This is a genomic window from Micromonospora saelicesensis, from assembly GCF_900091575.1.
Taxonomy (GTDB): domain Bacteria; phylum Actinomycetota; class Actinomycetes; order Mycobacteriales; family Micromonosporaceae; genus Micromonospora; species Micromonospora saelicesensis.
On the sequence record NZ_FMCR01000001.1, the window covers coordinates 991,035 to 1,013,324 of the forward strand.

Here is a 22,290-nt window from a genome sequence, read left to right on the forward strand (position 1 = left end):
CGCTAGAGCGCGAGGTCGTCCAGGTTCACCGCGTCGGCCATCGCCTCCGCGCCCCTGTCGTTCAGGTGCATGCCGTCACCGCTGTCCAGCGCCGGGTGGATGTGGTCGGGGGCGTGCGGGTCCGCGACAGCGCTCGCCACGTCGAAGACGGCGTCGAAGGCGTCCGTCGTACGGATCCAGTCGTTCACCTCGCGTCGGGTGGCGAGGCCCGCCGGGGTGCTGATCTCCGGGCCGGCGCCCGCGAACGGGCCGATGGTGGCGGCGACGATCCGCAGACCGGCGTCGTGCGCGCGGTCGGCCAGCGCACGGAAGCCCTCGACGAGGGCGTCGGCGGTGACGGCCGGCTCGCCCAACATGACTGGAAGACCGAGGTCGTTGATACCGAAGTGGACCAAGACGTGGGTCAGGGCGGGGATGGAGAGAACGTCGCGGTCGAAGCGCGCCAGCCCGTGTTCGCCGACGCCGTCACGCAGGAGACGGTTCCCGGCGATGCCCTGGTTGACCACCCACCCGCGCTTCAGGCGCCGGTTGAGAAGGTCGACGGATCGACGGTTCGCGCCGATCGTGGTGCCGACCCCCTCGAACCAGGAGTCGCCGAAGGCCACCGCGACGGCGGTGTCCGGGGCGGCGAGCACGTCCACACCCGCGATGAAGAACCGGGCCTCGACCTGCTCCCCTCTCGGCAGGACGGGCGAGGCAACCCGGTTGCCACCGGCTGTCCGCGCGACCTCCACCGGCTTGTGGGAGTAGGTGGCCAGGTCGGTCCGCTCCGGGAAGTAGAGGCTCACGACAAGATCGGCGCCGGGCGCGACGGGAATGCTGACCGGGTCGGTGACGGTCTCTTCGCCCGCCGGCACGACGCCGCGCTCGGCACCGCCGAAGGTGAGGGCCGCCTGCCGGTCGCCGACGGCGACAGTGGCGGCCCCGATGGTCAACGGACTGCGGCCGTAGCGGTTCGTCAGGCGTACACGCAGGGCGTCCCCGCCGCCGGCCAAATGCAGCACCTGACGAACGGTCTGGTCGGCGAAACGCCGGGGTTGGCCGAACTGGAGCTGCTCGTACGGACTGATCACCGCGGTACGGAAACCGGCTGTCCAGATCATGGTCGTTTGGGGGCCCTTCAGATGTCCAGGACGATCCGGCCGCTGGCCGAGCTGTGTTCGGCCAGCTCGTGCGCCTGTGCGATCTCCGCCAACGGAAGGCGGGCGGCGATGGGGTAACGCAGATCGCCGGCGACCAGCGCGGAGGTCAGTTCACCCGCGGCGGCCTCGTTCGCTGCCTCCGGGAAGTCGTCGTTGCTGAGGAACCGGACGGTGATGTTCTTGAAGCCGAGCGGCCAGTACGGGACGGTTGGCTCGGCCGCGCCGGTCGCGTAGGTGGCGATCACCCCGCCGTTGCGGAGCACCTCCAGGTTGGTCGCCATGTTCGCGTCGAACGCCAACTCGGCGACCCGATCGATCGGTTCCCCACCTGTGTAGTCGAGGATTCGGGTGGCCATGTCTCCACCGGCGGTGTCGAGCGCGTGGTGCGCGCCCGCGGCCAGCGCGTGTTCGACCTGCTCCGGGCTGCGTACTGTCGCGATCACGATGGCATCGCCCCGACGGGCCACCGCGAGCGCGGCCCGCCCGACCGCGCCGAGGGCTCCGGTGACGAGGACCCGCTGGCCGGTCACCGGCCCGTCGCCGAAGATCGCCCGGTGGGCGGTGATGCCCGGGATGCCCAGCCCGGCCGCCTGCTCGTACGGCACCCCGGCGGGCAGCGGCACGGCGTGCCGAGCGGGCACCACCGTGTATTCGGCGGCGGTCCCGAAGGGGCGGTACGACTGGGCGAGATAGACCCATACCCGTTCGCCGATCCGCGACGGATCAACGCCCAGCCCGACCGCATCGATCACTCCGGCGCCGTCTCCGTGCGGGACGACCCGGGGGAACGTCATCGTGGACCCCCACCAGCCCTGCCGTTTACCCAGGTCACCGACGTGGATTCCGGAGACCGACACCCGGACCCTCACCTCGCCCTCGCCTGGCCACGGGTCGGGTAGCTCACCGACCTCGAGCACCTCGCGCGCCGGACCCTGCCGGTCGTACCACGCGGCACGCATCACGCACCCACCACGTCGGTCGTCGTGCCCTCCTCGGTGCTGATCACCGAATCGATCAGCGAGAAGAACGTCTGGATGCCGGGCCGGTTCGCGCCCCGGCGGCGGGATTCGGCGTAGTCCTCGGACGAACCCCAGAAGACGATGTCCAGCCACTCGTCGGCCGCCAACCGGATCAGCCGTGCGCCGAGGAAGCCTGCGCGATCGGCCTGGAAGTCGCGCAGCATCGCCGGCCGCGCGGCCAGCAGATCGTCCGCGCGCTCGGCGGGAACGCGGAACCGGGTGATCTCGACGGTGGTCATCGTGCCTCGATCCGTTCGGGTGTTGGTTCGGAGTCGTTGACGCCCAGCATCAGTCCTAGCTGAGCCAGTAGGACGTCGCGGAAGTTCGCGGGTGCCGGAGTGGGGTGGTGCTGGACCCGCGAGATGATCAGACCGGCCAGCGCCGAGAGCAGGAGGTCCGTCACCGCCTCGGCGTCGTGGGCCAGCGTGAACGCCCCCCGGGCAACGCCCTCCCGGACGGCGGCCAGGAAGGGCTCCCGGTAGCGCTGCTGCACGGTGGCGCTGTAGTCGCGCAGCTCGTCGTCGCGCATCGCGGAGCGCCAGAACTCGACCAGGACCTGCCGGGTGCTCTCCGAGTTGTGCAGGCTGCGGTCGACAAGCGCGACAAGTCGTCGCCACGGATCGGCCTCGGCGGCGGACACCGCCCGAAGGGCCTCCACCTCCCGGTCGGTGAACACCTGCATGGCCTCGATGATCATGTCTTCGCGGGAGCCGAAGTAGGTCTGCAGGGTGCTGATCGCGACCCCGCCGGCAGCGGACACGTCCGTGAAGCGGGTGTTCTCGTACCCGCGGGTGGCCAGCACACCCGCCACCGCGTCGAGGACGGCCTCCCGCTTCTCTCCGCCCGCACGCCTCTTCCTTGTCGGCATGGCCATACGGTACGGCGGTACCGGCGAAACCGCGAAGGCCTCAGCCTCACACGTGACCCGGAACACCACAAAATAGATCTTGGACAGTTTCCGTTCAGGCAAGACGGAACTGTCCAAGATCTGGAGCGTCGGAACAAGCGCCACCCGGCGCGGGGGCTACTCCGTGCTGGTCGCGGCCTTGCGCGGGGCGGCCTTCTTCGCCGGAGCCTTCTTCGCCGCCGTCGCCTTGGCCGTGGTGGTCTTCTTCGCGGCCGTGGACTTGCTGGCGGCGGCCGTCTTCTTGGTGGCCGTGGCCTTCTTGGCGGGGGCCTTCTTCGCCGCCGCCTTCTTCTTCGGCGCCGGGCCCTTCGCCCGCTTCTCGGCCAGCATCTCGGATGCTTCCTCGATGGTCAGCGCCTCGGGAGTCTGCCCGCGCCGCAGCGACGCGTTGAACTCCCCGTCGGTGACGTACGGGCCGAACCGGCCGTCCTTGATCACCATCGGCTTCTCGGTGGCCGGGTCCACGCCCATCTCGCGCAACGGCGGTGCCGCGGCTCGCCGTCCACGCGCCTTCGGGGCGGCCAGCAGAGCCAGCGCCTCGTCCAGCGTGACGGTGAACATCTTGTCCTCGGAGTCCAGCGAACGGAACTCCTCACCCTGCTTGACGTACGGGCCGTAGCGACCGTTGTTCGCGAAGACCTCGACGCCGTCCGGCGCGACACCGATCAGCCGGGGAAGGCTGAGCAGCTTGAGCGCCTCCTCCAGGGTCAGCGAGTCCGGGGTCTGCGTACGCAGCAGCGACGACTTCCGCTCACCGCTGGACACGTACGGGCCGAACCGGCCGGACTTGAGCACGATCGGCTCGCCGGTGCCGGGGTCGTCGCCGAGCTTGCGCTCGCCGCTGCCGCCCAGGAACAGCTCGTGCACCTTCTCCGGCGTCAGCTCGTCCGGGGCCAGGCCCTCGGGGATCGGCGCCCGGTCACCCTGGGAGCCGCCCTCCTCGCCCTCGGCAGCCGGTGCCGGCTGCTCACCGCCGGGCAGTTCACGTTGCAGGTACGGCCCGTAGCGGCCGACCCGCACCACGACCTCGCGGCCGTCGTCGTCGGTGAAGAGCGGGATGGAGTTGACGCTGCGGGCGTCGATGTCGCTGAGGTTCTCGGTGACCAGCTTCTTGAGCCCACCGGAACGGGCGATGTCCTGGTCGCCGGCACCGTTGGAGCTGCCGAAGTAGAACGCCGTGAGGAAGTCGACCGCCGCGTGGTCACCGCCGGCGATCTCGTCCAGCTCGTTCTCCATGGTGGCCGTGAAGTCGTAGTCGATGAGGCGGGGGTAGTGCCGCTCCATCAGCCCGATCACCGCGAAGGCCAGGAAGGTCGGGATCATCGCCTGGCCGCGCTTGGTGACGTATCCCCGGTCCTGGATCGTCTGCATGATCGACGCGTAGGTGGACGGGCGGCCGATCCCCAGCTCTTCCAGGGCCTTGACCAGCGACGCTTCGGTGTAGCGCGACGGCGGCTGGGTGTGGTGGCCCTGCGCGGCCAGCTCGTCGGCGGTCAGCGGCTGGTCCTTGACCAGGGTGGGCAGCCGGCGCTCGGCGTCCTCGGCCTCGGCGTTCTCGTCGTCGCTGGACTCGACGTAGGCGCGCAGGAAGCCCGGGTCGGTGATGGTCTTGCCGGTCGCGCCGAAGTCGGCTTCCTCCTGCGAGGTGGAGACCGCCCGGATGCGCACCGACACGCTGGAGCCGACCGCGTCGGTCATCTGCGAGGCGATGGTGCGCCGCCAGATCAGCTCGTAGAGCTTGAACTCCTCGGCGGACAGCTCCTTGGCCACCTCGCCTGGGGTACGGAAGTTGTCCCCCGCCGGGCGGATCGCCTCGTGCGCCTCCTGCGCGTTCTTCACCTTGCCGGTGTAGCGGCGCGGCTCCGGCGGAACGCTGCGCTCGCCGTACAGCTCGACGATCTGCCGGCGGGCCGCCGAGATGGCGGTCTCCGACAGGTTGACCGAGTCGGTACGCATATAGGTGATGTAGCCGTTCTCGTACAGGCGCTGCGCGGTGCGCATCGTCTGCTGCGAGGACAGGCGCAGCTTGCGGGCCGCCTCCTGCTGGAGGGTCGAGGTGATGAACGGCGCGTACGGGCGGCGGCGGTAGGGCTTCTCCTCGACCCGGGTGACGGTGAACGGCCGCCCCTCCAGTCGGGCCGCGAGACCCCGGGCGCCACTCTCGTCGAGGTGCACGACGCCAGCGCCGGCCCGGACGCGACCGGTGGTCGGCTCGAAGTCCTTACCGGTGGCGATCCGGTCGCCGTTCAGGGCGATCAGGGTGGCGTTGAACGCACGCGGGCCCTCGCCGGCGTTGGCCACCGCGAGGGTGGCCAGGATGTCCCAGTATTCGGCGGTGCGGAAGGCCATCCGCTGCCGCTCCCGCTCGACCACGATGCGGGTCGCCACGGACTGCACCCGGCCTGCCGAGAGCCGCGGCATGACCTTCTTCCACAGCACCGGGGAGACCTCGTAGCCGTACAGGCGGTCGAGGATCCGGCGTGCCTCCTGGGCGTCGACCAGGTCGCGGTCGATCTCCCGGGGGTTGGCCACCGCCGCCTGGATCGCCGGCTTGGTGATCTCGTGGAAGACCATCCGCTTGACCGGGACCTTGGGCTTGAGCGTCTCGACCAGGTGCCAGGCGATCGCCTCGCCCTCGCGGTCCTCATCCGTCGCCAGGAAGATCTCGTCGACTTCCTTGGCCAGCTTCACCAGCTTGCTGATCTGCTGCTTACGGTCGGCGGAGACGACGTAGAGCGCCTGGAAGCCGTTGTCGACGTCCACCCCGAGCCGGGCCCAGGGTTCCTTCTTGTACTTGGCCGGCACATCGGCGGCGTTGCGCGGCAGGTCGCGGACGTGACCGAAGCTGGCCTCCACGACGTACCCCGGGCCAAGGTAGCCCGAGATCGTCTTGGCCTTCGCCGGTGACTCGACGATGACCAGACGGGTGGTTCCAGCGTTGCTCGGCACGTCTCTCCCCGACCTCACTCCTGCTCGTGGTCTGCCGGCGCCCGGACAGCGACCGCTTTCGACCCCGCCGTCGCACCGGCGGTCCGGATGTCCAACGTAACGCGCCGCCCGCGTTTCGGGTTTCGCGGGCCGCAAACCGCTTCAAGGCGGCGGTCGACGCCGCCCCGCTGCGCTCAGCACTGCCGGACGGCGCCACCGTACACCGTGGGTAGGGCTCGAAGCGGGTCACTGTGACGATGGCGGACCCATGACCGAGGCCCGACCCGCCCGTTTTCCGCCTGGATCGACCCGCCGGCTGTCCGGCACCGGACACCGGGCGGGCAGCGCCGACCTGGGCGGAATGACCGATTCAGGGCCGGGTCGGCCAGGCATCGGCCGGCGCCGCGCTCGGCGCGCCGCCGACCAACTCGGCGAGCCGCGCCAACCGGCGCCGGCCGGCGATCCGGTACGCCGGGCCGCCCTCACCCGGGCCGAGCAGCGTCCCAGCCAGCCCCGCCGAGGCGAGCGCCACGCCGATCGGCTCCCAACACTCCTTGTCCTCGGCGCCCAGACGCAACAGGAAGCAGTCCGGAGGCTCCGGCGTCCCGGCGGCGGCGAGCCACAGCCGCAACCGCCGGCCGGTCAGGTGGAAGGCGGCCGGCGGGCGTTTCGTCGTACCGTGCAGCCAGGCGGCCGCGAGCGGCTTCAAGACCCGGGTGTACGACGTACGAACGGCGTGTCGCGCGCCCTCGGTCGGCTCCCAGCTCGCCGCCAGCCCACGCGACGCCAGCTCGGCGACGAGCACGTGCACCCGCCAGGCGGCGTCCACCTGCACCGAGAGCCGGGCGGTGCCGCCCATCCGGACCACCTCACCCGGCCCGGCGAGCAGCCCGGCCAGGTCGGCGACTGTCGGTTCGGCCGCGTCCGCGCCGAAGAAGACAAGTTGCCGGCCCGCGTCGTCAGTCTGGGGCGGGCCGTTCTGAACTGGGCCGTCCTCCGACGAGCGGTTCTGCGGCGCGCCGCCGCGGCGTCGCCCGGGAGTGGGCGTGTCGGACTCGGGCGCGGGGAACAGCGCCGGGGGAGGCTGTGCCTTCCCGGTGTCACCGAGCCCGCTCAGCGACACTCCGGCACCTCGTCGAATGCCTGTTTCAACTCCTCGGAGTTGAGCTTGCTGGTGTCCAGCGCGCTGGCGTCGTACTCCTTGTTGAGGGTCTCCACGGCGGCCCGCACGCCGTCGTAGAAGGCGGTCGGCTCGCCGGTGCCCAGGCCGTCGATGGTGTCCCGGGCGCGACCGTACGCGTCCCGCATCTTCCCCAAGGAGCTGCGGAAACCCGCGGAGATGGCCTCGCCGTTCTCCGCCTCCGGGATGCCCGCCTTCTCCACCTTGCGGCGAGCGGCCTCGCTGGCCTGCTCCGCCCCGTCGAAGAGCCGCACCAGGTTCTCCTTGGCCTGCGCCGGCGTGGTCTGCGCGGTCATCTGCTCGTCAGTGCTGCTGGTCAGCTTGTTGATCTCGGAGCGCCACGGGGTGAGGGCGCCGCAGACCGAGGCCGCCCAGGCCCGTGGGCTGGGACCTCCGCCGCAGCCGGCCAGGACGACGATCGTGGCCAGGACCACCGTGAGCTTTCCGGCGGCAGACGCCCGGCACGTACGCATGCGTTGCAGCGTACGGCCTTTGGCCAGGTGTGGCATCGGGCCGGACGGCCCGGGATCCCCGGTCGACGTAGCCGTCGACCGGGGACCCCGGGCCGTTAGTGGATCAGGCGTTGACCGTCTCCGGGCGGTGATCGGTGCTGCCCGCGCCGGTGTTGCCATCGGCGTCCGAGTCGGACATCGCGATGCCCTTGCGCTTGCTGAACACCACCGACGCCACGATGATCAGCGTCGCGACCAGCGCGATGCCGACCCGCAGGCCGACGTTGCGCTCGTCGCCGACGCTCCAGGCCACCACGGCGGGAGCGATCAGCAGCGAGACCAGGTTCATCACCTTGAGCAGCGGGTTGATCGCCGGGCCGGCGGTGTCCTTGAACGGGTCGCCGACGGTGTCGCCGATGACCGTGGCGGCGTGCGCCTCGGAGCCCTTGCCGCCGTACGCGCCGTCCTCGACCAGCTTCTTGGCGTTGTCCCAGGCCCCACCGGAGTTGGACAGGAACACCGCCATCAGCGTGCCGGCACCGATCGCACCGGCCAGGTACGCCGCGAGCGCGCCGGGCCCGAGGCCGAAGCCGACAGCGATCGGCGCCAGGATGGCGAGCAGGCCAGGGGTCATCAGCTCGCGCTGCGCGTCCCGGGTGCAGATGTCGACGACCTTGCCGTACTCCGGGCGCTGGGTGCCGTCCATGATGCCGGGCAGCTCACGGAACTGCCGGCGGACCTCCATCACCACGGCACCGGCCGAGCGGGACACCGCGTTGATGGCCAACCCGGAGAAGAGGAAGACCACCGCCGCGCCGATGATCAAACCGACCAGGTTGCGCGGGTTCGCCACGTTCAGCGCGTTGAGGATCTCGTTGCCGACGTCGCCCACGCCAGCCGTCGCGTACGCGCTGCTGAGCGTGTCGGTGTACGAGCCGAACAGCGCGGTAGCGGCGAGCACCGCCGTGGCGATCGCGATGCCCTTGGTGATCGCCTTGGTGGTGTTGCCGACCGCGTCCAGCTCGGTCAGCGTGCGAGCGCCGTGCTCGTCGATGTCGCCGGACATCTCGGCGATGCCCTGGGCGTTGTCGGAGATCGGCCCGAAGGTGTCCATCGCGACGATCACGCCGACAGTGGTGAGCAGGCCGGTGCCGGCCAGCGCCACCGCGAACAGCGACAGCGTGATGGAGCTGCCGCCGAGCAGGAAGGCGCCGAAGACGCCGGCACCGATCAGCAGCGCCGAGTAGACCGCCGACTCCAGACCGATGCTGATGCCGGCCAGGATCACTGTCGCCGCACCGGTCTGCGAGCTCTTGCCGATGTCCTGCACCGGTCGGCGCTTGGTCTCGGTGAAATAGCCGGTCAGCGCCTGGATCGCGGCGGCCAGCACGATGCCGATCACGACCGCGCCGATGGCCACCAGTCGCGGGTTGCCGGGGGCGTCGGTGAGGCCACTGTCGAACTCGCCGAAGGTCGCCGGCAGGTACGCGTAGGCGGCGATCGCCACCAGCACCGCGGAGAGCACCGCCGACAGGTAGAAGGCCCGGTTGATCGCGGTCAGGGCGTTACGGTCGGACGCGCGCAAACGGGTGATGAAGACGCCGACGATCGCGATCAGCACGCCGATGGTGGAGATGATCAGCGGGAAGACCAGGCCCTGCTCGCCGAAGGCGGCGCGGCCGAGGATCAGCGCGGCGACCAGCGTGACCGCGTACGACTCGAACAGGTCGGCGGCCATGCCGGCGCAGTCACCGACGTTGTCGCCCACGTTGTCGGCGATGGTGGCGGCGTTGCGCGGGTCATCCTCGGGGATGCCCTGCTCGACCTTGCCGACCAGGTCGGCGCCGACGTCGGCGGCCTTGGTGAAGATGCCGCCGCCGACCCGCATGAACATCGCGAGCAGCGCGGCGCCGAAGCCGAAGCCCTCCAGCACGGTGGGCGCGTCACCCCGGTAGACGAGGACGACCAGCGCCGCACCGAAGAGGCCGAGGCCGACGGTGAGGAAGCCGACGACGCCACCGGTCCGGAAGGCGATCTTCATGGCGGCCTCGCGGCCGCCTACTCGCTCCCGCGCGGCGGCGGCCACGCGCAGGTTGGCGCGGGTGGCCAACCACATGCCGGCGCCGCCGATGAACGCGCTGAACAGGGCGCCCACCACGAAGAAGAGTGAGCGGCCGATCTTCACAGCGAGCTCACTGCCATCGGTGTCGTGCACCGGAAGCAGGAAGAGCAGCACGACGGCGACGACGACGAAGATCGCCAGGGTGCGGAACTGACGGAGCAGGTAGGCGGAGGCGCCCTCCTGGACCGCCCCCGAGATCTCCTGCATTTTCTCGGTGCCCTTACCAGCGGCCAGCACCGTTTTTGTCAGGGCGGCAGCGAAACCGAGTGCCACCAGCGCGACAACCGCGGCGATGACGACGTAGGTGACATTGCTTCCGGTAAGGGAAAGCCCGCCGCCGTCGGCGGCCAAGGTCTCGGACATCTGTGTCCTCCTGTTACCGAACAATCGCGCCGGTGAGTGGAGACGCACTGACCGACGCCTGGATGCGGACTCGCAAGCGCGCGCCAACCCACCAGCGGACCAGCGATGAACACCCATACCCGCTGGCTGCGGGATAGGTCACTTGCTGACAACCCGGGTACTGTAGCCCTCCGCAGTGTTGGAGGTCACACCCAGGTGGCACCGTGTCGCGATGATCTTCGTCGCTGTGTTATGAAACGAAATCTGATATAGGGCCCCATCCATGCAAAGAAGGCCGCATCCCCAGCAGGGGACGCGGCCTTACGCAGCGGAACTCGTCAGCGGCCGACCGGCCACACCATCCGTACCTCGGTGCCGATGCCCTCGTCGACCGGGCGCACCTGGAGGTCCTCGACGAAACCGGCGAGCAGCGCGAAGCCCACGCCGGTGGTCAGCGCCTCATCGGTCAGCGACTCGTTGGCCAGCTCGTCCGGCGGCAGCGCGGTCAGACCGATACCCGCCTCGATCGGCGCCCGGTCCACCACCCGCACGGCGTACGAGCCACCGTCGGACATCTCGACCAGCACCGGATCGGCCAGGCCGTACTGCCGGTGCAGGGCCACCGCGCGCGTGCACGCCTCACCGATGGCCAGGCGCACCTCGTCCAGCAGGTCCTCCCGCACCCCGGCCCGCCGGGCGACGGCGACGCCGACCAGGCGGGCGGTGCGCACGTGCACCGGAGCGGGCGAGAACGAAAGCTTGACTGTCGCCATCACGCGCCGGCGCCCGCCGAGTCGGCGCTGATCGCCGCGTCGACCGTCGGGTGCAGCGGAAACACCTGGTCCAGCGCGGTGATCCGGAAGATCTTGAGCAACGGCTCCTTGTCGCAGACCAGCGCGAACGAACCGCTCGCCGAGCGGAGCCGCTTGAGCGCGCCGACCAGCACGCCCAGCCCGGTGGAGTCGAGGAAATCCACCCGACCGAGGTCGACCACCACGTGACGGGCGCCACCGTCGATCAGTTCGAGGAGTCGTTCACGGAGCCGGGGCGCGGTGTAGACGTCCACCTCACCACCGACCTCGAGCACCGTGTGCTCGCCCACGGTGCGGGTCGCCAGTGACAGCTCCATCGGTCCTCCTCGCCAGAGCCGTAAACTCTCGTGGGCATCTAACCACTACCGCCGGGGCGGCCTGCGAACGCCAGCGGAGGCTTCCCCTTACCCCGGTGTCCGACTTTTCATCTCCGAACACCAGTGCGAGAGTGCAGGGCGTGACCTCCAACGACTTCAGCTCCGCGCGCGGCACGCCGCGCCACGACCTGGAGTCGTCGTCCGCGGCCACCGTATCCGCTGGTCCCGGCCCCGGGCCAACGCCGACCGACCTGCTGCGCCGGCTACGCGCCCGGGGCGCCGCCGACCCGGTCACCCACGTCGAGCGGGTGCCGGCCCGCGCCGGGGTGCCCGCGCCGTGGCCGTCGTGGGCACCGGCGGAGTTGCGGGCGGCGTTCACAGGGCGCGGCGTGGTCGCGCCCTGGCAGCACCAGGCCGAGGCGGCCAACCTGGCGTACGAGGGCCAGCACGTGGTCGTCGCCACCGGCACCGCGTCCGGCAAGTCACTGGCGTACCAGCTACCCGCCCTGGCCACACTGCTCGCCGACCCCCGGGCCACAGTGCTCTACCTCGCGCCGACCAAGGCCCTCGCCGCGGACCAGTTGCGCGCCGTCGCCGCGCTGGAGCTGGAGGGGGTCCGCCCCGCCTGCTACGACGGGGACACTCCGCGCACCGAGCGGGAGTGGATCCGCCGGCACTCCCGGTTCGTGCTGACCAACCCGGACATGCTGCACCACGGCATCCTGCCCGGGCACGCCCAGTGGTCCGGTTTCCTGCGCCGACTCGCGTACGTGGTGATCGACGAGTGCCACACCTACCGGGGCGTGTTCGGCTCGCACGTCGCGCACGTGCTGCGTCGGCTGCGCCGGCAGTGCGCCCGGTTCGGGGCCACCCCGGTGTTCGTGCTCGCCTCGGCCACCTCCGGCGACCCGGCCACCGCGGCCGGACGGCTGACCGGCCTGCCGGTGACAGCGGTCACCGAGGACGCCTCCCCCCGCGGCGGGGTGACCTTCGCACTCTGGGAACCGCCGCTACTGCCACCCGACTCGTCGGCTTCTTCTCCGGTGCCGCCACAGGCGACCGGCGAGCACGACGAGCTTCACCAGGTCCGCCGGTCGGCGCTGCGCGAGACCGCGGACCTGCTCGCCGACACGGTCGCCGAGGGGGTACGCACCCTCGCGTTCGTCCGCTCCCGCAAGGGTGCCGAGGTGGTGGCCGCCAACGCGCGTCGAGCGCTGGACGACGCGGTGCCGGGGCTCGGCGACCGGGTGGCCGCCTACCGGGGCGGTTACCTGCGGGAGGAGCGGCGCGAGCTGGAACGGGCCCTGCTGACCGGCGACCTGCTCGGCCTGGCCTCGACCAACGCGCTGGAGCTGGGCGTGGATCTAGTCGGGCTCGACGCGGTGCTGATCTGCGGCTACCCGGGCACCCGGGCGTCGCTGTGGCAGCAGGCGGGCCGCGCCGGGCGTTCCGGGCAGGAGGCCCTCGCGGTGCTGGTGGCCCGGGACGACCCCCTGGACACCTACCTGGTGCACCACCCGGAGGCGATCTTCGGCGCGCCGGTGGAAGCGACGGTGCTCGACCCGGCCAACCCGTACGTGCTGGCACCGCAGCTCGCCTGCGCCGCGGTGGAGGCGCCGCTCACCCCTGCCGACCTGGTGCTCTTCGGCGAGGGGGCGAAGGAGGCGGTCGACGAGCTGGTCGCGGCGGGGGCGCTGCGGCAGCGGCCCACCGGTTGGTACTGGCGGCACCGGGAGCGGCCCGAGGTGGACCTGCGCGGCGAGGGCGGCGCCCCGGTCGCCGTGGTGGAGTCGTCGACCGGCCGACTGCTCGGCACCGTCGACGGCGGCTCGTCGCACTTCCTGCTGCACTCCGGCGCGGTCTATCTGCACCAGGGCGTCTCGTACGTGGTCGACCAGCTCGACCTGGCCGACGGTTGCGCGCTGGTGCGTGCCGAGGAACCGGACTGGTCCACCCACGCCCGCGACGTCACCGACGTGTCAGTGGTGTCGGTGCGCTCCTACGTGGATGCCGGGCCGGTCGGCATGTTCCTCGGCGAGGTCGATGTGACCAGTCAGGTCGTGTCGTACCAGCGGCGGCGGATCGCCACCGGCGAGGTGATCGACACCCGGCCGCTCGACCTGCCCACCCGGGAGCTGCGCACGGTGGCGGTCTGGTTCACCCTGTCACCGCAGTCGTTGGCCCTCGCCGGGGTCCAGCCGGCCGACGTGCCGGGTGCGCTGCACGCCGCCGAACACGCCGCGATCGGCCTGCTGCCGCTGATGGCGACCTGCGACCGGTGGGACATCGGTGGGCTCTCCACCGCGCTGCACCCGGACACCGAGGCGCCGACCGTCTTCGTCTACGACGGGCATCCGGGTGGCGCCGGGTTCGCCGAGCGGGCGTACGGGACGGCGGCGGCGTGGCTGCGGGCCACCCGGGACGCGATCGCGGAGTGCGGCTGCGAGGCCGGCTGCCCGTCCTGCGTGCAGTCACCGAAATGCGGCAACGGCAACAACCCCCTCTCCAAGCCGGACGCGATCCGCGTACTCGACGTGGTGCTGACGAACCTGCCGGACTGAGCGGCTTGCATGAATCGGCATGGCACGGGGCACAATGATGTGGGAGCGCTTCCATCGATGCCAATGTTGCTATCGCCCCCCGTGCCCGAGGAGAAGCTGTGGCCGACACCATCGCCGAGACCGTCGACCTGCTCTACACCATCGACCAGGACAATCTCACCCTCGACCAGCAGATCGCGCTGGGGTCGGCACTGGCCGCCCTGGCCCAGGCGGAACGGCTGGAACAGATCAACGAGCGGCTGCGCGGCATCCACCAGGTCCTCAACACCTGGGCGCTGCGGGCCGCGACCTCCGCCGACAGTCGCTGAGGTCTTTCGGAGTGATCCTGCTAGGGCACCAGTGATCACTCCGTGCTGGGTAGTCGTCCGGCGACCTCGACGGCTACCCAGCAGCAACTGATCATGGATAGCAGGGGGCACGATGGTTGTCGGGCTGTGCGAGACTCCGGCGCACCAACCCCCAGAGGAGTACACATGCAGCTCGACAACTTGCAGGGCCAGCACCAGTTCCACATCCGCCAGCGACTGCGCATGATGGTCAACCAGTACGAGGTCCGGGCGGTCTCCCCCGACGGCACCGAGGGTGAGCTGCTGGCGTTCGCGCAGCAGAAGCGGCTCGCCTTCAAGGAGCAGGTGACCATCTACACGGACGACTCCAAGCAGCAGCCTCTGCTCGGCTTCAAGGCCCGCCAGCGCATCGACCTCGGTGCCACGTACGACGTCACCGACGCGGCTGGCAACCCGATCGGCCTGTTCCGCAAGGACTTCGCCCAGTCGCTGCTGCGCTCCACCTGGCACGTCGAGCAGGGCGGGCTGCCGCAGGTGACGGGCCAGGAGCGGAGCATGCCGGTGGCGCTGCTGCGTCGATTTGTCGACTCGCTGTCCTGGCTGCCGTACCACTTCGACTTCACCGCGAACGGCCAGCCGGTCTTCACCGTGGTCAAGAAGTGGGGCCTGCGCGACAAGTACATCGTCGAGGTGCAGAACCCGCAGATCGACCGTCGCCTGGTCATCGCGATGGCCGTCGCCCTCGACGCTCTCCAGGCCCGCTGACACACCCGGCCCGGAACAGGGCGTTGCGGTGACCCTCGGTGGTCGCCGTCGCGGCCACCCACTCCTCGGCTGCCGGCCGGGACCTCGACCAGTCCCGGCCGGCAGGCCGTCGGGCCGCACTCCACTCTGGCCACGCCCGCCAGCCACGGCGGCAGTGGCAGCGGAGACGCCGCCGTGACCGTCAGCCGCCCGGCTCAGCCACGCACCGGACCGGCACGGGCGCTCGCCGCAGCCACCCGGGTCAGGCCGGGTAGCGGCGTGAACGCCACCTCGACCGTCACCAGCACGTCCAGCCCGTCGAGGTGACAGCCGACCAGCCGACCGTCGTTGCGCCCGGCGAGGTCGGACGCGGACGCACAAGCCGCAGCGTCGCCGTCGAGCGCCCGGGCCGCCCCGGCCAGCGCGCCAAGATCGGCTGCCACCGCCGCCCGCTGGCGCGCCATTCCGGCGGCGACGATGGCGGCGCCGAACGTCCCGAACACCACGAGGACGAGCCCCATCGCCAGCAGCAGGACCGTCGCTCCACCTCGCTGCCGGTCCGGCCGACCAGCAACGAGCCCTCCGGCAGCCGGTTCTCGACCGGAGCGCGGTGACGGATCTCTTTGCACTACCAACTCCCCTCGTGCGCGCCCGGCTCGACGGCGGCAACGGCGGTGGCGACCACGGTGATCCGCGGTAGCCGGCCGCCCAACGTCCGGACCGGTGCTCGTACCGTCGCCTGCACCCGGTCGCCGTCGACGGACACCGACACCGCCGCCCCCGGCGGCGCCGCCCGGGCACCCTCCGCGCTGCCGTCCGCGCCCCGGGCGGCGGCGAGCGCAGCCTCCCGGGCCGCGTGCAGGCAGCCCGCCTGTGCGCTGACGGCGTTGACCGCGGTCAGGCCGGCCAGCAGGAGCAGGAGCAGCGCCGGCAGGCCGGCCGCCAGTTCGGCGGTGAAGGACCCCCGGTCCCCGCCAACGGTCCCCACGAGGACGCGAAGTCTCCGCCCGTCGCGTGCCGCCAGCTCGGGAACGCCCGACCCTGCATCGCGGCCGGCCCGCCGGCGCCCGATCACTTCAGTGCCCGGTCGATGACGGCGGTCAGCGCCGACTGGACGTTGCCGGAGGTCAGCACCTTCAACAGGATCCCGGCGAAGGCCACCGCGGCGAGGGTGCCCACGGCGTACTCGGCCGTGTTCATTCCGGCATCGCCGCGCAGGCGAGCGATGAGTTTGCGCATGACTGTTTCCCTTCTCGATGGGTCAGAGCACATCGCCGAGAACGGCGACGATCACCGGCACGAGTCCGGCGAGAATGAACGCCGGCAGGAAGCAGAGCCCCAGCGGCAGAACGATGAGCACACCCGCCCGACGGGCCGATGCCTCGGCAGCGGTGGCCCGGTCGGCGCGCAGGTCGTCGGCGAGCCGGGTCAGTGCGCCGGCCAGGGCGGCACCACTGTTGGCCGAACGCAACGCCGCCGCGGTCAGGCGCTCCGCGCCGGGCACGCCGTCCAGCGCGGACCATGCCTCCGCTGGGCCACCACCAAGCAGCAGCGTGCGGCCAACCCGGGCCAACCGGCCGGCGAGCGGTCCGTCCAGTGCCTCGGCGACGGCCAACACCGAGCGATCCACCGGTGCGCCCGCCCGCATCGCCGCAGCCAGCAGGTCAGCGGCGAGCGGTAGGTCTGCGGCCTCCTGCTGCCGCCGCCTACGCACAGCGGGCGACTCGATCCGCCGCAACAGGACATCGAGCAGCAACGCGGCCGGAAGAGCGCCGAGCAGCCCGAGCCAGCCCTCGACGACGACGGCCACGGCGAGCCCAGCCAGCACCGCCACGAGCCGGATCGCGTCCGGCCGCCGTCGCCTGGTTGAGCTGGCTTGGCTCGCCGAGCTGGGCCGGCCGGCGGGGCTGCGCTGGCCGGCCCAGCTGTGTGGGCTCCCCCAGCTGCGTGGGCTCGCCCAGCTGCGTTGGCTCCCAGAGCGGCGCTGGCCGGCGGCGCTGGGCTGGCCGGCGGGGCCGTGGGCCGTCATCCGGCCCGCCCCGGTGTCGCGCCCAGCCGTTCCGCCCAGAGGAGGCCCACGACCTGGAGGGCGACCGCGACAATCGCGCTGGCGCCGCCGACGGTGCTGTGCAGGAGCACCGCCATCGGGTCGACGCCGATGCCGTACCCCAGCCCGATCCCGCCAACCGGCAGGGCCGCCAGTAGCCAGGCCGTGGCCCGGGCACCGGCCGCCTGGGCCGCCGCCGCGGCCAGACCCCGGTCGGTCGCCCGAGCGTCCGCCTCGATCCGCTCCAGAAGCTCCGCCAACGGCGCGCCGGTCCGGTCGGCCAACCGCACCGCCGCCGAGGTCAGCTGGCGTAGGCGGCTCGCCCCGTCACTCTCGACGGCCGCGACCTCGAGAACGTGTGGGACGGGCAGGCCGGCCCGCAAGTCCGCCGCGAGGCCGCAGAGCTGGTCCAGCCCACGTCGTCGGTTCCGCTCGGCGCTCCGGTTCACTCGCCAACGCAGCGCGGCACGCACGGCCAGCGTGCCGTACCCGGCCATCGCGACCGCGGCCACCGGACCGCCGACCACGGCACCCACACCGCCACCGAGCAGACCGACCACCGGCAGCACGCGGGCCGTCGATAGCGAGATGCGCGCCGACGGAGGCGTACCCGGCCTTCTGTCGGTCGGGCCGACGCGCCCGTGGGCGCGGCAATCGGCGATCGCGCACCCGGCGGACGCCGCCCCGGCGGACACGTCACCCCGACAGCCGGCGTCCAGGTCGCCGCGCCCATCCGCGGTTGCCGGACCGGGGATGTCGTTCCGACCGGTTACGTCCACACCGCTGACACCGATCGTGACCGTGGCCGCCGATGCGCTCGGCCGTCGTTCGGCGTCGAGCATGGTGCGGTCCACCTCTGGGCGGGCGGTGCCCATCGGGCGTCGGGGATCCGGACGGGCCGGCGGGCGCGTCGGGCCCTCCGGACGCGTGAACCCGCCTGCCGCTCCCGGCCACCTCGGGCTGCGGCTGACGTCCCGGTCGGGCCAGCCGAGTGCCGTACGCCTTCCGTTGGCACCCGCAGTAGTTGCCGACTCGACCGGATGGCCCTTGCTCTGGGCAGCGCCGATGCTGTCGACCGGCCCGTCCGGCGTGCGACCGAGTTCCCTGATCCACTGCACCAGGGCGTCATCCGGATCGACGCCGCCGGCCCTCCGTCCCGGTGCCAGCACTCGACGTCGACGGGCCCGAATGCTCCGCATGGGCCACGCCACCAGGGCAGCGGCGACCAGGAGCAGCGCCGCCACCAGCATCGTCTCGGCGGTCATGCCGGGCCCGCCGATCCGGGCCAGGGCTCGCTGAGGATGGGCGGCACCGCCACCCCACGCTCCCGCAGCAGCGCCCCGAGGGCGCGGGCGGCGAGCCCGAGCCCACTGCCGCGCACCCAGGCGGGCACCACGGTCACCATCCGTTCGGGCCCCTCGGGCAGCAGCAGGCAGACCGACTCCAGGACGCGACCCCGGTCGCTGCGCCGCACCTGGAACAGCACCTGCAACGCAGCGGCCACCTGGGCGTGCAGCGCGGCGCGAGGCAGCCCACCCAACATGCCCAGGGCCTCCAACCGGGCCGGCACGTCCGACGGTGTGTTGGCGTGCAGCGTGCCGGCGCCCCCGTCGTGGCCGGTGTTGAGCGCGGCCAGCAGATCGACCACCTCACCGCCCCGGCACTCCCCGACAACGAGCCGGTCCGGGCGCATCCGCAACGCCTGCCGGACCAGGTCCGCCAGGCTGACCACGCCCGTTCCCTCCACATTGGCGGTACGTGCCTGGAGCCCCACCACGTGCGGATGCCCCGGACGCAACTCGGCGGCGTCCTCCACCAGCACGATCCGTTCGGTGGCCGGCACCATCCCCAGCAGGGTGTTGAGCAGGGTCGTCTTGCCCGACCCGGTGCCCCCGGTCACCAGGTACGCCAGGCGGGCCGCGACGACTGCGGCGAGCAGTGGTGCCAACGGTCGCGGCACGGTCCCCTGGCGCACCAACTCCTCGAGGGTGAACGGCCGGTGTCGGAAGGTCCGCAGCGACAGGTAGGGACCTTCCGTCGCCACCGGCGGCAGCACGGCGTGCAGTCGGGTGCCGTCGGGAAGCCGCGCGTCCGCGTACGGGGAGCCGTCGTCGAGCCGCCGCCCCGCGCTGGCGATCAGCCGCTGCGCCAACCGGCGCACGTCCTCCACCGAGCCCATCGGGACGGCGACCTGGTGCAGCCCCGACCCGCGGTCGACCCAGACCCGGGCGCCGTTGACGAGGACATCGGTGACCTCCGGGTCGGCGAGCAGCGGCGCCAACGGCCCGGCGCCGACGAGGTCGTCGCGCACCCGGTCGGCGATCCGCAGCATGGCGGTGTCGCCGAGCACCGCGGCGGCGGGCTCGGCCCGTACCGCGGAGACGATGGCCGCCGCGGTGACCGGGGTGGTGGCGGCGGCGATCCGCTGCCGTACCCGGGCTGCGAGCGTGCCGTCCTCCGGCCCGGCGGTCATGCCGCACCCGTAGCCGGCACGCCGGTGAGGTCGGTGACGATCCGTTGGCAGAGCGCGGCGAGTGGGCCCTTGCCCCCGGCGGCCGGCGCCTCGCCCCGTTCCAGCCCACGGCAGAGCCCCGGCTCGGGGCGCAGCGTGCCGGCCAGCGGGAGGCCCAGCGCGCGTGCCACCTCGGACGCCCGCAACCGCCCTGGCGCAGGCCCGCGCACCACCACCGACAGCGCGGCGCAGTGCGGGGCGGCCGCAGCCACCACCCGAGTGGCCGCAGCGGTGGCCCGCAACTCGGCCGGTACGACGACGAACGCCTGGTCGGCGGCTTGCAGGGCCACCACTGCCGCGTCGTCCAACTGTCGGGGCAGGTCGATCACCACGAAGTCCCGCCCGCGTCGGGCCGCGTCGACGGTCGCCGCCATGGCGGTCACCGGCAACGGCAGCATCTCGCCGCGGTCCCAGGAGAGCACCACGAGATCACCTCGGCTGGGCAGGGCCTGCACCAGCGCCGGGGCGTCCACCCGTCCGTCGGCGCTGGTGAGCGACGGCCAGCGCAGGCCTTCCAGCTGCTCCCAGCCCAGCACGAGGTCGAGGCCACCGCCGAGCGGGTCGGCGTCGACCAGGAGGGTGCGCAGCCGGGCCCGGGCGGCGGTCACCGCAAGACCACCGGCGAGCACACTCGCGCCCGCACCGCCCCGACCACCGAGGACCGCGACGACCCGGGCGCCGACGCCGGCCGGACGGTCCGGGTCATGTTCGGCGAACCGGTCGACCAACCACGGCTCCGCGGCCGGCAGCGTGGCGACGTGCTCGGCCCCGATCAGCTCGGCGATCTGCCAGCCGGGGTCGAGCTGACCAGCCCGGCCGAGCAGCACCAGCCGGGGCCGCTGCGGCAATCGGGCGCGCAGGCAGGCCTGCGCCTGATCGGCGCCGAGCAGCACCAGGGGCGCGGGAAGCCACCGGGTGCGGGCAGCCGCTGGGTCGCGGGCGAGCTCCACCTCGGTCCCGCCCACGGCGGCGAGCCGGAGCACATCATCGAGCAGATCGTCGTCGCCGGTGACGACCAGCGGGAGCCGGCGGATCGGCGGAACCGTGGTACGGGGTGGCATCGCGGCCTCCAGCGGTCGGGCTCTGGTATGCCGCCGACAGTGCTCGGAATCCGCCCCCCGGACCGTCCGGATGTGGTCGCCTGTGGACAACCTGGTGGGCTGTGGAAAACCCTTGCCGAGACAGTTGATCTGCTACAGGCACGGACAAATCCGCAGCTAGCGCCGCTGAGCCAATAACGGCGGGGCCGCTCCCGAAAGGAGCGGCCCCGCGAGTCGATGGTCAGCCGGGCTGATTTGTCCAAGCGGCATCGAGGATCACCTGGTACGAGCTGATCCGCACGGGCGACAGCGTCAACAGCTCATGGGCGAGCAATTCGCCAGTCCTCGGATCGAAGACCAGAAGAGATTGCTGGTCGTGTTCGCGGTCGTCGAAGGTGACGGCGACTCCATTGCGGCCGGCACGGTCCGTGACCTGCCCGCGCCAGCGGAAGCCGGGCACGTCGGCGAGGACCCGCAGGACCGCCACTCGGGTCGCACGCGGCACGACGTACTGCCCGTAGAGCGTGCTGACCCACTTGCTCGCCGCCCCCGCGCCGTACTCGACCTTCAGCCGCTCCCGCAGCTCGGACGGGTCGGCCGAGGGCGGCGTGAGCTCCTCCGGCGACAGCGGAATGACCTTCGGTGCGGGGGTGCCGGTGGCTGCTGGTCGCCCCATGCTCTCGCGCTGCCAGTAGTCCCGAGACTCCTGGTCGGGGTACTGCGGCTCCAGTTGGGTCATGACCTGGTTACCGGTCCCGTCGGCGGCTCTCCAGATCTTCGTCTCGCTGGCGAAGGCCACGTGGTGGCGGCCGTCGGCAGAGGTCATCACCGGATCGCCCCACACCTTCGTGTGGTGATACATGTAGCGCCCGCTCTGGTGGTCGTACGCCGCGTCTTTGATCTTGTCGGCCAGCAGGCGCAGCTGCGGGCCGGCGGCCGGCGGATCCGCGTCGAACTGGTACGCGACCGGCACGAGTACCAATCCCGCTGCCGCCGGCGGTTCGCCCGGAGTATCCGGTGCGGGCCCGCCGAACGGCTGGAGCACCGCCACGGCACCGGCAGCGACAGCCAGAGTCCCGGCCGTCAGGACCAGCCGGCGGGTCGGGCGTACGCGACGACGCCCGGCCACCGTCTCGGTAGCGTCGGCGCGGTCGATCAGTTCGCGCGCCGAGACCAGCGGTGGCCCGACGGCGGCGTTCCGGGCCGGGTCGGCCGGGCCGAGAAGAGTACGGGTTCGCTCTGCTCCGAACATCACAGATCCTCTCGAATGGTCACCAAAACCGGGCTACGCCGGGTCTGCGCGGGCCGGTCCGACATCGCTGCGGCAAGACGGCGGCGGGCGCGATGCAGGCGCACTGCGGCGGTCGCCCCGGTGCAACCGAGAACCTTGGCCGCCTCGGACACCGTCAGCTCCTCCCAGCCGACCAGCCGGAGGATTTCCTGGTCGAGGTCATTGAGGTTGGCCAGAGCAGTCCGGATGTCGGCGACCCCGACGCTCGTGTCGGCACCCGACGATCCGGCCAGTCGCTCGAGGTCGACATCGGTGATCGAAAGGAGGTCCGGTGCGGCGCGTCGCGACCGCCACTGGTTCGCGAGAAGGCGCCGGGCCACCCCGTACAGCCAGGGCAGGCTGCGCTCCGGCACCTCGGCCCGGCGACGCCAGGCGACGACGAAGACCTCCTGCGCAAGCTCCGCGGACGCATCCCGGTCAGCGAGCCGGCGCAGGCCGTATCGGACGATGTGCTCGTACTCGGCGGCGTAGAGACTGGTGAACCAGCCCTCGTCCCGCTTCTTCGGTGGACCCACCCGAACCCCCATTGCCTCGGCGACTCTCACAGTGGCTTGTGTCGCTGAGGGCCCCGGGATTACCGCGCGGCC

The 22,290-nt window shown here is 71.9% G+C and carries 21 protein-coding genes and 1 pseudogene; 3 read left to right on the top strand and 19 right to left on the bottom strand.

From position 1 onward, the window contains the following. Nucleotides 1-2: 2 nt before the first annotated feature. From GA0070561_RS04715 to GA0070561_RS04760, 10 genes are all read right to left on the bottom strand, one after another. On the bottom strand, nt 3-1,103 hold the full coding sequence (locus GA0070561_RS04715) for a GDSL-type esterase/lipase family protein (protein WP_091395407.1): 1,101 nt from the start codon (nt 1,101-1,103) through the stop codon (nt 3-5). 17 nt (nt 1,104-1,120) lie between these two features. After that, on the bottom strand, nt 1,121-2,101 hold the full coding sequence (locus GA0070561_RS04720; protein WP_091395411.1) for an NADPH:quinone reductase: 981 nt from the start codon (nt 2,099-2,101) through the stop codon (nt 1,121-1,123). Further along, nucleotides 2,101-2,400 (bottom strand): antibiotic biosynthesis monooxygenase, encoded by a 300-nt coding sequence (locus GA0070561_RS04725; RefSeq protein ID WP_091395413.1) that lies wholly within the window; start codon nt 2,398-2,400, stop codon nt 2,101-2,103. The genes GA0070561_RS04720 and GA0070561_RS04725 overlap by 1 nt, the downstream gene beginning before the upstream one ends. Continuing rightward, nucleotides 2,397-3,029 (bottom strand): TetR/AcrR family transcriptional regulator, encoded by a 633-nt coding sequence (locus tag GA0070561_RS04730; RefSeq protein WP_167362338.1) that lies wholly within the window; start codon nt 3,027-3,029, stop codon nt 2,397-2,399. The genes GA0070561_RS04725 and GA0070561_RS04730 overlap by 4 nt, the downstream gene beginning before the upstream one ends. A 156-nt stretch (nt 3,030-3,185) precedes the next feature. Continuing rightward, nucleotides 3,186-6,017, bottom strand: coding sequence for a type I DNA topoisomerase (gene topA, locus GA0070561_RS04735; RefSeq protein WP_091395418.1), 2,832 nt, complete (start codon nt 6,015-6,017; stop codon nt 3,186-3,188). Between the two features lie 349 nt (nt 6,018-6,366). Continuing rightward, a complete protein-coding gene (locus GA0070561_RS04740) occupies nt 6,367-7,119 on the bottom strand; it encodes a hypothetical protein (RefSeq protein WP_091395420.1) in 753 nt (250 codons plus the stop codon). Further along, complete coding sequence (locus tag GA0070561_RS04745) at nt 7,110-7,649, bottom strand: hypothetical protein (protein ID WP_091395429.1); 540 nt, start codon at nt 7,647-7,649, stop codon at nt 7,110-7,112. The genes GA0070561_RS04740 and GA0070561_RS04745 overlap by 10 nt, the downstream gene beginning before the upstream one ends. Before the next feature lie 103 nt (nt 7,650-7,752). Continuing rightward, complete coding sequence (locus GA0070561_RS04750; protein ID WP_091395431.1) at nt 7,753-10,113, bottom strand: sodium-translocating pyrophosphatase; 2,361 nt, start codon at nt 10,111-10,113, stop codon at nt 7,753-7,755. 317 nt (nt 10,114-10,430) lie between these two features. Then, the gene (locus GA0070561_RS04755; RefSeq protein WP_030334228.1) at nt 10,431-10,868 is read right to left on the bottom strand and encodes an ATP-binding protein; all 438 of its coding nucleotides are present in this window, start codon (nt 10,866-10,868) and stop codon (nt 10,431-10,433) included. Next, on the bottom strand, nt 10,865-11,221 hold the full coding sequence (locus GA0070561_RS04760; protein ID WP_091395433.1) for an STAS domain-containing protein: 357 nt from the start codon (nt 11,219-11,221) through the stop codon (nt 10,865-10,867). Before GA0070561_RS04760 ends, GA0070561_RS04755 begins: the two co-directional genes overlap by 4 nt. A 188-nt stretch (nt 11,222-11,409) precedes the next feature. On the opposite strand from GA0070561_RS04760, the gene GA0070561_RS04765 reads away from it, so the two are divergent. The 3 genes from GA0070561_RS04765 (at nt 11,410) to GA0070561_RS04775 (ending at nt 14,834) form a co-directional block, all read left to right on the top strand. Beyond that, complete coding sequence (locus GA0070561_RS04765; protein ID WP_373861918.1) at nt 11,410-13,782, top strand: DEAD/DEAH box helicase; 2,373 nt, start codon at nt 11,410-11,412, stop codon at nt 13,780-13,782. Between the two features lie 98 nt (nt 13,783-13,880). After that, on the top strand, nt 13,881-14,090 hold the full coding sequence (locus tag GA0070561_RS04770) for a hypothetical protein (RefSeq protein WP_091395467.1): 210 nt from the start codon (nt 13,881-13,883) through the stop codon (nt 14,088-14,090). A 165-nt stretch (nt 14,091-14,255) separates the two neighbouring features. Further along, nucleotides 14,256-14,834, top strand: a complete 579-nt coding sequence (locus GA0070561_RS04775; RefSeq protein ID WP_091395469.1) for an LURP-one-related family protein — start codon at nt 14,256-14,258, stop codon at nt 14,832-14,834. 194 nt (nt 14,835-15,028) lie between these two features. On the opposite strand, the gene GA0070561_RS04780 is transcribed toward GA0070561_RS04775, so the two are convergent. From GA0070561_RS04780 to GA0070561_RS04820, 9 genes and pseudogenes are all read right to left on the bottom strand, one after another. Further along, nucleotides 15,029-15,448, bottom strand: coding sequence for an Rv3654c family TadE-like protein (locus tag GA0070561_RS04780; protein ID WP_425255880.1), 420 nt, complete (start codon nt 15,446-15,448; stop codon nt 15,029-15,031). Then, nucleotides 15,442-15,801 carry a TadE family type IV pilus minor pilin gene (locus GA0070561_RS04785; RefSeq protein WP_091395479.1) on the bottom strand — a complete coding sequence of 120 codons (360 nt, stop codon included), beginning with the start codon at nt 15,799-15,801 and terminating at the stop codon, nt 15,442-15,444. The genes GA0070561_RS04780 and GA0070561_RS04785 overlap by 7 nt, the downstream gene beginning before the upstream one ends. 83 nt (nt 15,802-15,884) lie before the next feature. Continuing rightward, entirely contained in the window at nt 15,885-16,052 is a 168-nt protein-coding gene (locus tag GA0070561_RS04790) for a DUF4244 domain-containing protein (protein ID WP_081883916.1), read from the bottom strand. 22 nt (nt 16,053-16,074) lie between these two features. Continuing rightward, nucleotides 16,075-16,656: a type II secretion system F family protein gene (locus GA0070561_RS04795; protein WP_091397390.1), complete on the bottom strand. Its 582-nt coding sequence runs from the start codon at nt 16,654-16,656 to the stop codon at nt 16,075-16,077. Nucleotides 16,657-16,838: 182 nt separating this feature from the next. After that, nucleotides 16,839-17,542: pseudogene (locus tag GA0070561_RS34685) on the bottom strand (type II secretion system F family protein); the annotation flags it as partial. 579 nt (nt 17,543-18,121) lie between these two features. After that, complete coding sequence (locus GA0070561_RS04805; RefSeq protein ID WP_091395482.1) at nt 18,122-19,333, bottom strand: TadA family conjugal transfer-associated ATPase; 1,212 nt, start codon at nt 19,331-19,333, stop codon at nt 18,122-18,124. Further along, on the bottom strand, nt 19,330-20,433 hold the full coding sequence (ssd, locus tag GA0070561_RS04810; protein ID WP_091395485.1) for a septum site-determining protein Ssd: 1,104 nt from the start codon (nt 20,431-20,433) through the stop codon (nt 19,330-19,332). The genes GA0070561_RS04805 and ssd overlap by 4 nt, the downstream gene beginning before the upstream one ends. Nucleotides 20,434-20,653: 220 nt before the next feature. Continuing rightward, on the bottom strand, nt 20,654-21,664 hold the full coding sequence (locus tag GA0070561_RS04815; RefSeq protein ID WP_091395488.1) for a CU044_5270 family protein: 1,011 nt from the start codon (nt 21,662-21,664) through the stop codon (nt 20,654-20,656). Further along, the gene (locus tag GA0070561_RS04820) at nt 21,664-22,218 is read right to left on the bottom strand and encodes an RNA polymerase sigma factor (RefSeq protein WP_244166061.1); all 555 of its coding nucleotides are present in this window, start codon (nt 22,216-22,218) and stop codon (nt 21,664-21,666) included. Before GA0070561_RS04820 ends, GA0070561_RS04815 begins: the two co-directional genes overlap by 1 nt. Nucleotides 22,219-22,290 lie beyond the last annotated feature (72 nt).